Source organism: Salinirubellus litoreus (genome assembly GCF_037335815.1).
In the GTDB taxonomy this organism is placed as follows: domain Archaea; phylum Halobacteriota; class Halobacteria; order Halobacteriales; family Haloarculaceae; genus Salinirubellus; species Salinirubellus litoreus.
On record NZ_CP147841.1, the window covers coordinates 3571985 to 3585010 of the forward strand.

Here is a 13026-nt window from a genome sequence, read left to right on the forward strand (position 1 = left end):
ACGGGCCGACGTGGGGGTGCTATGGCAGTCGCGGTCCCGCCGTGGGTGTGGCAGGCGGGCCTCCTCGTCTCGGCGCTGGTCGGCCTGGTCGTCCTCGTCAGCCTCGCCCGGCCGAACGGGCGGTGGGGGCGAGCCCTCCGTCGACGGTTCGTCCTCGGGGTCCCGTGGGGGACCCTCCTGGTCGTGGGCTTCGTCCTCTCGGTCTACCTCCTCCTCCAGGGCGGGTGGGAGCACTGGTACCGGCCGGTCGTCATCCCGTTCCGGGCGTGGTCGTATCTCTACCCGCTTGGCATACTCACGGCGGGCTTCTCACACACCGGACAGAGCCACCTCGTGGGGAACCTCCTCGCCACCCTCGCGTTCGGCACGCTGGCGGAGTACGCCTGGGGACACTTTCCGACCGAGCGGGGCTCGGCGACGTTCGCCTCGCTCCGGACGAACCCGTTCGCCCGCGTGGGCGCTTTCGTGCTCGCCTCGCTCGCCGTCGGGGTGTTCACCTCGGCGTTCTCGCTGGGGCCGGTCATCGGCTTCTCGGGGGTGGTGTTCGCCTACGCCGGGTTCGCGCTGGTCCGCTACCCGCTCGGGACGCTCGTGGCGCTGCTCGCGAGCGGGTTCGTCAGCCTCCTCTACCGGGCGCTACAGAGCCCGACACTGGTCAGGAGGGCACAGCCGAGCTTCTCCTCGCCCTGGTGGGCGGACGTCGCCATCCAGGGCCACGCCGTCGGGCTGTTCGTCGGCGTGCTCCTGGCGGCGCTGCTGGTCCGTCGTCGGGGGATCAGACCGGACCCCGCCCACCTGTTCGTCGCGGCGCTGCTGTTCGCGATCGACCAGGGCCTGTGGGCGGTGTACACCTTCCTCGGTGGGAGTCGGTACGAACTGTTCCGGGCCGGGGGGCTGGCACTCGTGATGCTACTCGCGGGACTGGTCGCGGCCGCACCGACCGCCTCCACCCGGACGCTCCTCGCCCGTATCGACCTCCGGAGCCACGAGGCGGCCCTGGGGCTGACGCTGGCCGTGCTGGTCGCGCTCTCGGTCGCCGCGGTGCCGTACAACACGCTCGCGCCGAGAGCCGGGGACGAGGCCATCGAAGGGAACCCCGGTGTCGAGGTGCGCGACTACGACGTCTACTACGCCGAGGGGGTGACCAACCAGCTCGTCTCCGTCATCGACATCCCGGGCATCAACACCTCGGTGCGGGCCAGCGGTGCCATCGTGGTGAGCGAGGACCGGGGCATCTGGTGGACGGCGGTCAGCCGCTCGCAGCTCGCGTTCGCGGGCGAGCGGCGGATCCGCCTCGGCGGGGTCGGCTGGCGAGAGTCCGTCGTCGTCAACCGGACCGGCTGGTCGGTCGCGGGTGCGGGTGCGACGTACAAGATCCGTCTCCACCGGGTCGGCGAACCCCCGGAGCTGGCGTGGACGGCGGACCCGGCCACCGCCGAGCCGATCGTCGCCGGGCGGAACGTCACCGTCTACCCCGTCAGGGACGGCTTCGGCCTCCTCGTGAGCCGGGGGAACGTCACCCTGGGTCGCGCGCCGATACCGGCGGCCAACGGGACGGTCGAGACGGGCGGGTTGACGTTCACCAACCGGGAGGGGAAGCTGTTCGCCGCGGCGAACGGGACGCGAGTGAGGGTCGCACAGCGCGAGACCTACGGGCCGGAGGCCCAGGAGTAGCTCCCGTCTTACGCGACGGGGATCGGGAGGATGGACGCACGGATTCGGGCACCGAGGGTCACTGCCACGTGATGTACGTGAGAACCCCGATGGCGACGGTCTCGAGGACCTGGAGGAGCATCATGACCTGGACGGCCAGCGACGGCATCGCCGGGGCGTTGAAGTAGAAGTAGAGCGCGACGGCGTTCTCGGCCAGCAGGAGGACTGCGAAGACGATCGATCCGAGGGTGAGGGGGGCGCGGATCTCGCGGTACGTCCCCACCCATATCCTGAGCAGGAGGAGTAGCATGAGGACGTTGAGTGCGGCCGCGATCCTGGCCGCGTCTAACGCGAGGCTCATGGCGTCGAACCTCCGAACTCGGGGCGTGGCGGTGCTCGGCTGTCGTGTCGATCGTGATTCATATCAGTCCTCCACCTGTGAGATGATCTCCTCGACGGTGTCCCAGTGGGACCGGGACCGCTCGCTCGGCAGGTACACCGTTCCGTAGTCCGCGTCACCGCTCGTGACGATGCCGTTCCGTTCGAGCACGTCGAGGTGGTGACGGACCGTGTTGTACGCCAGATCGAGGTCCTCGGCCAGCTGGTTGGCGTTCCGCGGCCGTGCGTCGAGCGCCCGGATGATGCGGGCACGGTTAGGTCCTCCTCGGGTTCCGGCGAGGGCCTGCCAGAGGACCGTCTCCATGATACCCCGAATATTCAGCCACGGGAGAAGAATCCACCGAGACGGATTCGGGTCGCCACGGGTTCCCCTCTCGGCCGTTCGACCGGTCGGTCCCCCCCGAGCACGACCGCGGGGGCGGACCGATCTCTCCACCGGCCCCACCTCGCCGGGGCGGCCCTCGGCGGGGAGCGCGAACGTCTCCCTGGATCCGTTACTCACGTGAACACGTCGGCAGATGACGGTAAAAACGGTTTCGACCGCTCGCCAGAAAACGGGGTTCTAGAGGCTTCTACCACGCATCTTCGGGACTCTAACGGGAGATTCTAGCCTCAGTTCCCAAAGTCGTTATTCGGTGAACGGACCCAGAGGAGACCGGATGACGAAAGATCCATCAGACACCACTCGACGACGGATCCTGCTGGGTATCGGAGCCGGAGCGGCCGTCGGCCTCGCCGGCTGTTCCGGAGGCGGCCCCGACGCCGACGGCGGTGGCGGTGACACCGGGACGCCCACCGAGGCGCCGACGTCGACCCCGACCGCCGAGCCGACCGAGACGGCGATGGAGACGGACACCGAGACGGAGACGGCGACCCCGGCCGGCAGCGCGAACGTCCGTGTCGCCCACATGTCGCCGAACGCCCCGAACGTCGACATCTACGTCGACGGCTCCGCCGTCCTCGAGGACGTCCCCTTCGGTGCCGTGAGCCAGTACCTCGAGGTTCCCACTGGGGAGCGGGAGGTAGAGATCACCGCCGCCGGGGACCCCGACACGTCGGTCTTCTCGGGCGCGGTCCCCGTCGCCGCGGACACGGACTACACGATCGCCGCCGTCGGCGAGATCGGCGACATGGCCGACCAGCCGTTCGAGCCGCTCGTCCTCGAGGACGACAACTCGGGCCCGGGAAGCGACACCGCCCGGGTGCGACTGGTCCACGCCTCGCCGGACGCACCGGCGGTCGACGTAACGCTCGCCTCGAACGGTGACGCCCTGTACGACGGGGTCGCGTACGGCGAGTCCGGCTACGTCGAAGTCCCCGCTGGCGACTACACCCTCCAGGTCCGCGGCGACACGGAGAGCAACGACGGCGACGTGGCCGCGGAGTTCGATATCAGCCTCGCCGGTGGCCAGGTCTACACCGCGTTCGCCGCTGGCTACCTCACTCCGGACGACGAACCCGCCGACACACCCTTCGATCTCGTCGTCGCACAGGACACCGGTGGGATGGCGGACGGTGGCATGGCCAGCCTCCGCGTCGCGCACATGTCGCCGAACGCCCCGAACGTCGACGTCTACGTCGACGGCTCCGCCGTCCTCGAGGACGTCCCATTCGGTGCCGTGAGCGACTACCTCGACCTCTCGGCCGACACGCACACGGTCGAGATCACCGCCGCCGGGGACCCCGACACGTCGGTCTTCTCGGGCGACGTGTCGCTCGAGGCCGAGCAGGCGTACACGGTCGCCGCCGTCGGCGAGCTCGGCGACATGGCCGACCAGCCGTTCGAGCCGCTCGTCCTCACGGACGACAACTCGGATCCGGGAAGCGACACGGCCAGGCTCCGTGTGGTCCACGCCTCGCCCGACGCTCCCGCGGTCGACGTGACGGTCGCCGCATCCGGGGATGCCCTGTTCGATGGGGTCGCGTACGGCGAGTCCGGCTACGTCGAGGTCCCCGCCGGGGACTACACCGTTCAGGTTCGCGGTGATACGGAGGGCAACGACGGGGACGTGGCCGCGGAGTTCGACGTCAGTCTCGCGGGCGAGCAGGTCTACACCGCGTTCGCGGCGGGTTACCTCACCCCCGACGACGAACCCGCCGACACCCCCTTCGACCTCGTCGTCGCGCAGGACACCGGCGGGATGTCCGGATAGTCGATCGCCGAGCTACGAGACACGAGCGATGGAGTCCGCCGTGACGAACCGCTCCGTTCCGCTCACGAGCCGTTTCGGACGGGAGGTCCGGGCGCTGGAGAGAGGGTAGCGTTCCACCGCGGGCCCGTTCAGCCCCAGGCGATCCGGTAGACCTCGACGTCGATGACCTCGGCGTCGGCCTCGTGGAAGTCGAACTGTCTCGGGAGGTCGAGCTCGGCGGAGAAGGCGTGTGTGACCTCGCCGCCCTCGTCGGCGGCGAACGCCTCGACGAACTCGCGGCTCCCCTCGTTGTGGACGGAGTAGGAGACGCCCGCCAGCCGCGCGGCCGTCGCGAGGAACGCCCGGTCGGCGTGCTCGTTCCCCCGTTGAGCGCCGAACGGCGGGTTCATCAGCACGGTGACGTCCTCGCGGGAGGGGGGACACAGCGGCGCGTCGGTCGCGTCGGCGCGGATCCACTCGATGTCCGCACGCGCGCCGACGCGCCGCTCGTTTCGCCTCGCGGTCGCCAGCGGCGCGGGGTCGATCTCGACGCCGACCGCGCGGGCGGGACCCCGGAGGGCCGCCCCGAGCGTCAGCATTCCCGTCCCCGCGCCCAGGTCGAGGACCGTCCGGCCCTCGACGTCGTCCTGGAGGTCGGCGAGGTGGACGATGTGCGCCGCGAGGTCGGGGGGCGTGTGGTACTGTTCGAGGGGGGCTTTCGGGTCGTCGAACCCCGCGACGACGCCGAGTTCCTGTGCCAGTCGCCGCCGCGTCTCGGTCACGCCCGACCGCCACCGTGTCGCCACGAGGGCCCCGCCTCGCGGGTGCTCGCACGCCTCGATGCGCCGCCCCTCCGGCGCGGAACGGAGCCGCGCCACGTGCCGTTCGGTCTCACGAGCGACGCATTTCTCTCGGACATACAAAGACCTTATTAATACCCTGTAGTAATTTCCGGAGCCGCACCGTCCGGGCTCCCGTCGAACGCGAGCGTCTCGACCCGACGGACGAACGGTGTCCAATCGGCCGCCACCGCCCGTAATCGAGCGAGGAATTAACACTCGCGGGTGGGACGTTCCGACATGGACTGCCCACGGTGTGGGGAGCGACTCGACCGCTACCGACAGGGCGACCGCGAGGCCTCCTCGTGTCCCGGATGTGGGTGGGCCGGCGTCTCCGCCGACCACCACGGGGAGATCCGGATACCGGAGACGTGGAGCGAGGCGCTCAGACGGTTCCACCGGGGCGACCGACGGGAACTCGGTGCGGAGCGGCTCGCCGAGACGGCGGCCGCGATGGACGGCCGCCGGTCGAACGGGGACGGCGACCGGGCCAACTGAGCGAGGCGCCGGACGGGATCGTCGATCGAGAACGGCGCGGACTCCCACCGACGGGGGGACACGTACGTGCACCACGAGTCGACGGACGGTCGGTTGTCGGATCGGCCGAGCGTCGTGGTGCCGGCGCTCTCGGCTGTGGCGTCGAAAGAATCGTGGTTTCTGGTCCGCTCATACGGTCGGGCGTAGTCCTTCACCGATGATCGCTGACGGAGTTCTGCGATCGCCGGTAGATCGTCACGCCCGACCGTATCAGTCCTCGGCCGACGGCGCTTCGACCGCCGCGTCGGCCTCGGCTTCCGGGGTGCCCTCGGCCTCCTCGGTCCGGGAGGCGACGAGCGCGCCGCGGGCGACCGAGTACATCGGCTCCTCGGCGCGGCGGACCTCGCTGATCGAGAAGGGGACCGTGGCGTCGTCGAGTCGATCCTGGAAGAGATCGGCGAACCCCTCCGGCGAGGACGTGCCGCCGGTGACGACGACGGGGACGTCGAGGTCCTCCTCGACGTCCTCCTCGTTGACCTCCGCGATGACGTTCTCGATGACGTAGTCGAGCAGGTTGTCGTAGTAGATGCTGAGCGCACCCTCGATCCCGCCGACGTCGGTCGTGAAGTCGAGCCCGAAGTCGTCCTCCTTGGTGGCCGTGACCTTGTCGACGCTCGTCCCGGTCGCGCGGGCGGCCTGCTCGTCGATCCAGTCGCCCCCGCGGGCGATGGAGAACGTCATGACCGGCACCGCGTAGTACGCCAGGCAGACGTTGGTCATGCCCGCGCCGAACGAGACGCCCAGTCCGGTGAAGTTCGAGTCGGCCAGCTCGGAGTAGATGACCGCCATCCCCTCGTTGATGGGCTCGGGGTCGTACCCCATGTCCCCGAGCAGTGACTCCAGGGTCTTCTGGTGGTAGAGGGTGTTGAGGTCGGAGTCGATCGGGTCGGCGGGTGTCGAGAAGAACAGCCGCTCGCGCGGGCGCTCGGGGTCGCCGACGACCTGTTCGAGGATGAGCTTGATCATCGGGATCGCCGAGCTCTCGTCGCTCGAGAGGATCCCGTGACTCATCGGTCGACGGGTCTCCTGTTTGAAGATGTTCGCGAAGTTCAGTGCGTCGTCACCGACGACGTACACCGAGTCGTCCTTGCGGATATGTAGGACCTCGCTCCGGGAGAGCATCTCCTCGGCCATGTCCGAGTACTCGATCTCCACGAAGGAGTTGCGCTGCTGTACGAACACCGTCTCGTTGCCGTCCTGCTCGGCCGAGATGATGTTCATCGTGCCGACGTCGATGCCTCGAGCCATGTCTGACGATCGTCGTACGGAACAAATACTACTTGTCCCAATTCAAATTATGAGCTAAAGAAAGACACGTAGCGTCGCTATTCGGTGAAAACCCCGCGAAGAATCCACCGTTCGCCCGGCCCGCCTACCGGGAGCCGTCCATCCCGAGCACGCCCCGGATCCGGGCGACGATCCCTCCCTCCCGGGTGGCGAGCTCCTCCGCGCGCTGCTGCTCGCGGAGCTCCTTGAGCGCGGAGGCCTGGCCGTCGACGCCACCCTCCGAGCGGGCGCTCCGATCGACGTCGCCCTTCATCGCCTTCAGTCCCTGGATGGAGTCGTCGATGCCGGTCCCGCGGACGCGCTTCGCCTCCACGCCGTCGAACCCCTTCCGGTCGAGCTCCTCGACGCCGTCGGTGTTGAGGTTCAGTCGCTTGGTCTCGGTCTTTCGGACTCCGCCCCAGGAGAGGTCGGCGGCCGCCGTCGCCTCGTCGATGTCACGCCGGACCTGCTCGTCGGTGACCTCCGGACCGCCGTCCGCGTCCTCCGTTTCGGTCGCGACGACGGGGCCGTTCGCCCGCTCGACGTGATAACTCACGAGCGCCGCGCCCGCCGCGGCGACGACCGCGATCAGCCCCACGGCGTAGACGGTCGCACCGGCCGCGCTGTAGTCCGCCCCCGAGGTGACGTTCCACTCGTAGGGATAGGCGTAGACGAAGAACCCCACGGCACCGAGACAGACCGCGCCCCCCGCCGCGGCCCCGTAGAGCGCCCGCCGGTCGACGGGTAGCAGCACGACCGTCCCGAGGAGTAGTCCCGGGAGCCCGAGCGCCCCGGCGACGAACGCCACCTCGCGGATCCACCAGACCCGGCCGTCGAACAGCCCCCGCTCGACTACAAATAGCACCAGCCCGCTCAGCCCCATCGCGACGCCCGCGAAGAACAGGCCGAAGCCGAGGTAGACGTCGACGCGACGGTCGGGCTCGCCGAGGTGTTCGCTGTACCACGCGACGAGGAACGGCTCTCCTTCCGGGGGCATCTGCTCACGATTCCAGTTCGAGTAAATTAGTCCTTCGTCCGTTTTCGAGCGCGGATCGCCGGTCTCTACGAGGAAAGAGCGCCAGCGCGCGCCCGTTACCAGGTGCCGTGGAACGTGTCGAACGAGAGGTTCTCCAGGGGCTCCTCGCCGACGGCGATCCGGTACTCGCCGGGCGTGAGCATCGGCTTCTTGAACTGCGGGCCGTCGTCGGTCGTGATCCGGGGACAGCCGGTGTTGACGTAGGCGTCCATCCCGAAGTTCGTCAGTCGGTCGGGCGTGATCTCGTCCATCGTGAGCAGGTAGGCGTCGTCGTTCGAGTCGACGATCTCCTCGGCGACGTCCCAGCGGCCCTGGCCGATCTTCGTACAGAAGATCACGCCCCAGGTCTCGGCGTCCATCGCGCGGTGGACCGCACCGTAGCGCTGTTTGAGGAACTTCTCCGTGTCCGCGACCGTGACGACGTTGTTCACGGGGTCGGCGATCACGACCTTCTTCTCGGGGTGTTCCATCGCCAGCCCGAGCGGGTGGAACTTCCCGCCGCCGACGTAGAGCACCTGGTCGGCGTCGACCTCGGCGCTGGCGTAGTTACAACCGAGCACCTGTCCCTCGTGGGTGAGCCGCTCGTCGCCCCGCCTCGTGTGGACCGTGTAGCCCCGCTCCTCGAGCCAGGCGCGCATCTCGTCGAACTTGTTCATGTGCTGGGCGGTCGTCACCAGCCCCACGTCGGGATCCGCCCCGGGATCGGCGAGTTCGGCCAGCGACTCCTCCATGATCGGCGTGACCTCGACGTTCGAGAACAGCGGGACGTAGATGATCTTCTCCGACTCCTTCATCGGGGAGTGGCCGAAGTGGACGAACACGTCCGTCCGGCGCATCAGGTAGGTGTCCAGATCACACGCCCCGTAACAGGGCTGGCCGGAGATCAGCACGTTCACGTCCTCGCCGAGCAGGTCGCGCAGGTCGTCGGCGACCGCGGGGCCGCGGCGTTTGAGCCCCTCGGGGAACTGCAGGCCGACGGTCGAGGCGTCGCGCTCCTCGACCGCCTCGACGATGCGGTCGAGTTCGTAGTCCCACGTCCGCTCGTGTTTGAGCGACATCCCCGTCCGGGTGAGGTCGCCCTCCCTGTCGCCCTCGGCGGGCGTCTCGTGGCTCATTGGGTCGCGATAGCGCCGCGCCGCGTAAAACGTGCGTGCTTCGCGCCGACCGACCGAATGGGAGTCGGCCCGCAACCGGTCGGACGGGCGGTTCGGGAGCCCGTTCGGGTTCGGGAGCGGTAGCGGACGCCCCCGCCAGAACGCTCATGTTCCGCCGTCGAGACGTCCGTCCGATGGAGGGGCGACGGGACACCGGGGGGCCGACGCGACGGTCCGGGGACCGCGACGCGCCACCGGTCGACGGCTCGGTCGACACGGCCCCCCGGACCGGCGGAGCGGAGGGTGGAGAGAGGGACCACATCGAGGTACTCTCCGGTCGCACACGGCTGCTCTGGGCGCTCGCGGTGGGGCTCTACGGCGTCGGTGACCTCCTCACCACCGTCGTCGGCGTTTCGAGCGGGCGAGCCGTGGAGGCCGGGCCGGTCGCCGCGGGACTCGTCGATATGTACGGTCTCGGGGCCGTCTTCCCGCTCAAACTCGGCTCGCTCCTCGCGTTCTACGTCCTCTGGCGTCTGGTACCGGATCCCCACGCCGCGGGCGTCCCGCTCGGACTGGTGTTGACGGGCGCGCTGCTCACTAGCTGGAACGCGCTCGTCGTCCTCGGCGGTGCCCCCTCGGTTCCCTGAACCGGACCCGCTAGCCGGAATACTCTTTTCAGCGGGCAGACACCGGGATGGTATGGATCGCCGAGCCTTTCTGGCCCTCCTGACCGGAGCGGGTGCGGCGCTCGCGGGGTGTAACCAGCCCAGCGAGACCCCCACCACGACCCCGACGCGAGCCGCGACCGACAGCCCCACCGAGACGGGGACGCCACCGACGGAGACGACGACCGCGACCGAAGGACCGACCGACACCGCGACCGGAACGGCCACCGAGGAACCGACGTCGGAGCCGACCGACACGGCGACGGGGGCCGAGCGGGCGACCCGGGCGATCGAGGCGGCCACGGCGGCGCTCGGCGAGACCGTCGACGCCTACGAGGCGGCGGCGAACGGCGGCGGTGACGTCACCCTCCTGTCGGTCGACGTCACCGTCCCGTTCACGACCGACCGGCTCTCCGATCCGCTCACCCGGGCCGAGGAGGCGATCGCCCGGGCGGAGGGGTCCGCGACGGGCGACCAGACGGAGACGGTGGAACGGCTCCGCCGTGCGGCGACCTGGCTCCGCAACCTCGGCGAGGCGCAGGCCGCCGCGACCGGGGCGCTCGAGACCTACGTTACGGCCCGGGACGCGATCTACGCCGGCGAGGCGGCGGCGGCCGCGTCGGCCGCGGACGACCTCGAACCGCTCGTCGATCCCGTCGAGAGCGGACTCGACGCCGCCACCGAGTCCATCGCGGCCGAGGATGCGGCGGTCGTCCCGGGCGTCACGGCGGAGCTGTTCGAGGAGAAGAACGCCCAGCTCCGCGCCGCCGCCCGGACCTTCCGGGTCGTCGTCGAGGAGGCCGAACGCACGGCGGCGGCCGTGGCCTCTTTCGTGGCCGGCGTCGCCGACTACGAGGAGCGCCAGTTCGGGCAGGCACGTCGGCACTTCCGGGCGGCGAAGGGGAGCCTGTCGAACGCGAGCGCGGCGCTCTACGCCCCCGACGTCTCCGCCTCCGTGGTGGGCGAGCGGACGACGGACCTGGCCTGCGCGGCGGAGCACCTCGCGGCCGCCGCGGACGACCTGCAGACCTCCGCCGACGCGGGCTCGGAGGACAACGGCAGCCGGCGCAGGCGGCTCCTCGGCGACGCGAAGGATCGGCTCTCGGGGTGTAACGGCATCTTCGAGGAACTCCCCCTCACCGAACGGACCCGGAATCTGGAGTAGCGTTCCGGACAGGAGCTGGTTATCCGGACTCGGGTACTACTCTCAGTACGACCGTGGGAGTCCGAGCGCCTTCGTCCCGAGGAAGTTCAGCACGAGCTCCTGGGCGATCGGGACGAGGCGGGTCAGCCGGGCCTCGCGCATGTAGCGTTCGACGTCGTACTCCCGGGCGACGCCGAAGCCGCCGTGGGCCTGGACGGCGATGTCGGCGGCCTCGAAGGCGGCCTCGGCGGCGAGGTACTTCGCGGTGTTGGCGTGGACGCCCGCCATCCGGCGATCCGCGCCGTGGATGGCCTCGGTCGCGTTGTAGACGACCTGCTTGGCGGCGGTGGTGTGTGCGAACGCCTCGGCGAGCGGGTGCTGGATGGCCTGATTCTTCCCGATCGGCCGGTCGAACACCTCGCGTTCGTTGGCGTAGTCGACGCCGGCCATGATGGCCGCCTCGGCCAGGCCGATACACTCGGCGGCGATGACGACCCGCTCCTCGTTCAGCCCGTCGAGCACCTGGTAGAACCCCTCGCCCTCCTCGCCGATGAGGTTCTCCGCGGGCACGCGCATGTCCTCGAACCAGAGCTCGTAGGAGTGGACTGCCCCCGACGCAGTTTTGGGGATGGCCTTCATGTCGAAGGTGCCCTGATCGCGCACCTCGTCGAGGTCGACCAGGAGCATCGAGATGCCCTCGGTCCGCTTCTCGACCTCCGATTTGGGGGTGGTGCGGGCCATCAGGACGATGTAGTCGGTCGCGTCGACCCGTGAGATCCAGATCTTCTGGCCATTTACAACGTACTCGTCACCGTCGCGCTCGGCGAACGTCTCGATGGAGGTCGAGTCCGAGCCCGCGTTCGGCTCCGTGAGTCCGAGCGACTGGATGGCGATCTCGCCGCGAGCAAGCTTCGGGAGGAGCTCCTCCTTCATCTCCTCGCTCCCGTAGTTGACGATCGGCGGGACGTTGTAGATGCCGCCGTGGATGGCCTGCGCGGCGGCGAACCCGCCGCCGCTGGCCGCGATCTCCTCCATCATCACGACGACCTCGCTCGTGCTCATCCCGGGGCCGCCGTACTCCTCGGGGACGAGTGCGCCGAGCCACCCTTCCTCGGCCAGCACCTCGACGAACTCGCTCGGGAACTCCTCCTCGCGGTCCTTCTCGCGCCAGTACTCCGGGCCGAACGACTCGCAGATCTCGCGGATGCTCTTCTGGACCAGCCGCTGCTCCTCGGTGAGGTCCACGGTCTCCATCGCCGGAAGTAACGACGGCATCGGTGGTGACGGTTCGAACGACCGCCGAATAAAGCTACGCCTGGGGGGAGACGGCCCCCGGATTCCTTTAAGTGCCTCTGGCGACAAGCTTTCTATACGAGGGAGTTCTGGACGGATCGATCCGCCCGCGAGCCGACGGGTCGAGCCGGTCGAACCGTTCTTACGCCGCGAGTCACAACACCGGGGACATGGGCGACCAGTCCGGGCCCGGGACCGCCGGGGGCGGAGCGGAGGTGCCGGAGGAGGGGGTCGAGCCGCCGGTCCGCGAGCGCGAGGCCCGCGAGGTCAGCGACCGCGCCGGTCACGGGTCGCTCTCGGAGGTGGAGCTCCTTCGGGACGCCGCGGTCAGGCGCTGGGACGTGGTCTCGCCGAGCGCGACCACCATCGGCCGCGCGAGCGACCCCGCGAGCGACGTCTCCGAGTCGATCCGGCGTCTCCACGAGGAGCGCCACCCGGCGATGCAGGGCCACAGCTCCCGGATCCACCGGCTGGACAAGCTCCGGGTGGCCCACGCGCTCTGTAACCACCTCGACCTGACGGGCTGGCAGCGCGACCGCGTCCTCGGGGTGATGGAGGAGCTCGATCTCACCGCATTCGGGAGCCAGCGGGCCATCCCCAAGGTGGCGCTGGTGGTGGTTCGACACGTCGTCGACGTCGAGCGCCGGCGCTACCTGGGGCTGGAGGACGGCGAGTACCTCGCCGGGAAGTCCCCGGACGAACTCGCCGACCTCTACGACGCCTTCCACTCGATCAAGGACGAGCCGTCGTTCGAGCGCCTGCTGGAGGCCCACGACCTCGACAAGACGAGCCTCAACAGACTCAGGAACGTCCTCGTCGAGCGGCTGACCGAGCAGGGCATCGAGGACAGGGCGTTCGGCCGGAACCCCTACCGCGACCCGAACCTCCCGCAGCTTCGAGACCGCGGTCCTGGGAAGGATCCCGACGCTGATCCGGACGACACCGACGACACGGGGTAGGGAGGCACG

At 69.5% G+C, this 13026-nt stretch carries 13 protein-coding genes; 6 read left to right on the plus strand and 7 right to left on the minus strand.

Annotated elements, in window-relative coordinates:
* The first annotated feature begins 21 nt into the window (after positions 1-21).
* Positions 22-1674: a rhomboid family intramembrane serine protease gene (locus tag WDJ58_RS17805; RefSeq protein WP_338914649.1), complete on the plus strand. Its 1653-nt coding sequence runs from the start codon at positions 22-24 to the stop codon at positions 1672-1674.
* 58 nt (positions 1675-1732) lie between these two features.
* On the opposite strand, the gene WDJ58_RS17810 is transcribed toward WDJ58_RS17805, so the two are convergent.
* Both WDJ58_RS17810 and WDJ58_RS17815 read right to left on the minus strand, forming a co-directional pair.
* Positions 1733-2014, minus strand: coding sequence for a hypothetical protein (locus WDJ58_RS17810; RefSeq protein ID WP_338914650.1), 282 nt, complete (start codon positions 2012-2014; stop codon positions 1733-1735).
* Between the two features lie 63 nt (positions 2015-2077).
* Positions 2078-2356: an ArsR/SmtB family transcription factor gene (locus tag WDJ58_RS17815; protein WP_338914651.1), complete on the minus strand. Its 279-nt coding sequence runs from the start codon at positions 2354-2356 to the stop codon at positions 2078-2080.
* A gap of 355 nt (positions 2357-2711) precedes the next feature.
* On the opposite strand from WDJ58_RS17815, the gene WDJ58_RS17820 reads away from it, so the two are divergent.
* Complete coding sequence (locus WDJ58_RS17820; protein WP_338914652.1) at positions 2712-4205, plus strand: DUF4397 domain-containing protein; 1494 nt, start codon at positions 2712-2714, stop codon at positions 4203-4205.
* A gap of 128 nt (positions 4206-4333) precedes the next feature.
* Here WDJ58_RS17820 and WDJ58_RS17825 read toward each other — a convergent pair whose 3' ends face one another.
* Positions 4334-4966, minus strand: a complete 633-nt coding sequence (locus WDJ58_RS17825; protein WP_338917874.1) for an METTL5 family protein — start codon at positions 4964-4966, stop codon at positions 4334-4336.
* Between the two features lie 297 nt (positions 4967-5263).
* Here WDJ58_RS17825 and WDJ58_RS17830 point away from each other — a divergent pair, with 297 nt between their 5' ends.
* Positions 5264-5521: a hypothetical protein gene (locus WDJ58_RS17830; RefSeq protein WP_338914653.1), complete on the plus strand. Its 258-nt coding sequence runs from the start codon at positions 5264-5266 to the stop codon at positions 5519-5521.
* Between the two features lie 249 nt (positions 5522-5770).
* Here the strand turns inward: WDJ58_RS17830 and WDJ58_RS17835 are convergent, their stop codons facing one another.
* The 3 genes from WDJ58_RS17835 to dph2 all read right to left on the minus strand — a co-directional run bounded on the left by WDJ58_RS17835 (position 5771) and on the right by dph2 (position 8977).
* Entirely contained in the window at positions 5771-6808 is a 1038-nt protein-coding gene (locus WDJ58_RS17835) for a hypothetical protein (protein ID WP_338914654.1), read from the minus strand.
* A gap of 124 nt (positions 6809-6932) precedes the next feature.
* Complete coding sequence (locus WDJ58_RS17840) at positions 6933-7823, minus strand: DUF7139 domain-containing protein (protein ID WP_338914655.1); 891 nt, start codon at positions 7821-7823, stop codon at positions 6933-6935.
* A gap of 95 nt (positions 7824-7918) precedes the next feature.
* Positions 7919-8977, minus strand: coding sequence for a diphthamide biosynthesis enzyme Dph2 (dph2, locus tag WDJ58_RS17845; RefSeq protein ID WP_338914656.1), 1059 nt, complete (start codon positions 8975-8977; stop codon positions 7919-7921).
* A gap of 173 nt (positions 8978-9150) precedes the next feature.
* Here dph2 and WDJ58_RS17850 point away from each other — a divergent pair, with 173 nt between their 5' ends.
* Complete coding sequence (locus WDJ58_RS17850; RefSeq protein WP_338914657.1) at positions 9151-9603, plus strand: hypothetical protein; 453 nt, start codon at positions 9151-9153, stop codon at positions 9601-9603.
* Between the two features lie 52 nt (positions 9604-9655).
* Positions 9656-10786 (plus strand): hypothetical protein, encoded by a 1131-nt coding sequence (locus WDJ58_RS17855; protein ID WP_338914658.1) that lies wholly within the window; start codon positions 9656-9658, stop codon positions 10784-10786.
* Positions 10787-10828: 42 nt separating this feature from the next.
* Here the strand turns inward: WDJ58_RS17855 and WDJ58_RS17860 are convergent, their stop codons facing one another.
* A complete protein-coding gene (locus WDJ58_RS17860; protein WP_338914659.1) occupies positions 10829-12040 on the minus strand; it encodes an acyl-CoA dehydrogenase family protein in 1212 nt (403 codons plus the stop codon).
* A 188-nt stretch (positions 12041-12228) separates the two neighbouring features.
* Here WDJ58_RS17860 and WDJ58_RS17865 point away from each other — a divergent pair, with 188 nt between their 5' ends.
* Positions 12229-13017 (plus strand): DNA-directed RNA polymerase subunit epsilon, encoded by a 789-nt coding sequence (locus WDJ58_RS17865; RefSeq protein WP_338914660.1) that lies wholly within the window; start codon positions 12229-12231, stop codon positions 13015-13017.
* The last annotated feature ends 9 nt before the right edge of the window (positions 13018-13026 follow it).

Bases quoted from the DNA above. Each gene is read 5' to 3' on its own strand.
- WDJ58_RS17805 (WP_338914649.1), top strand. From the start codon at position 22: ATGGCAGTCGCGGTCCCGCCGTGGGTGTGGCAGGCGGGCCTCCTCGTC.
- WDJ58_RS17810 (WP_338914650.1), bottom strand. From the start codon at position 2,014: ATGAGCCTCGCGTTAGACGCGGCCAGGATCGCGGCCGCACTCAACGTC.
- WDJ58_RS17815 (WP_338914651.1), bottom strand. From the start codon at position 2,356: ATGGAGACGGTCCTCTGGCAGGCCCTCGCCGGAACCCGAGGAGGACCT.
- WDJ58_RS17820 (WP_338914652.1), top strand. From the start codon at position 2,712: ATGACGAAAGATCCATCAGACACCACTCGACGACGGATCCTGCTGGGT.
- WDJ58_RS17830 (WP_338914653.1), top strand. From the start codon at position 5,264: ATGGACTGCCCACGGTGTGGGGAGCGACTCGACCGCTACCGACAGGGC.
- WDJ58_RS17835 (WP_338914654.1), bottom strand. From the start codon at position 6,808: ATGGCTCGAGGCATCGACGTCGGCACGATGAACATCATCTCGGCCGAG.
- WDJ58_RS17840 (WP_338914655.1), bottom strand. From the start codon at position 7,823: ATGCCCCCGGAAGGAGAGCCGTTCCTCGTCGCGTGGTACAGCGAACAC.
- dph2 (WP_338914656.1), bottom strand. From the start codon at position 8,977: ATGAGCCACGAGACGCCCGCCGAGGGCGACAGGGAGGGCGACCTCACC.
- WDJ58_RS17850 (WP_338914657.1), top strand. From the start codon at position 9,151: ATGGAGGGGCGACGGGACACCGGGGGGCCGACGCGACGGTCCGGGGAC.
- WDJ58_RS17855 (WP_338914658.1), top strand. From the start codon at position 9,656: ATGGATCGCCGAGCCTTTCTGGCCCTCCTGACCGGAGCGGGTGCGGCG.
- WDJ58_RS17860 (WP_338914659.1), bottom strand. From the start codon at position 12,040: ATGCCGTCGTTACTTCCGGCGATGGAGACCGTGGACCTCACCGAGGAG.
- WDJ58_RS17865 (WP_338914660.1), top strand. From the start codon at position 12,229: ATGGGCGACCAGTCCGGGCCCGGGACCGCCGGGGGCGGAGCGGAGGTG.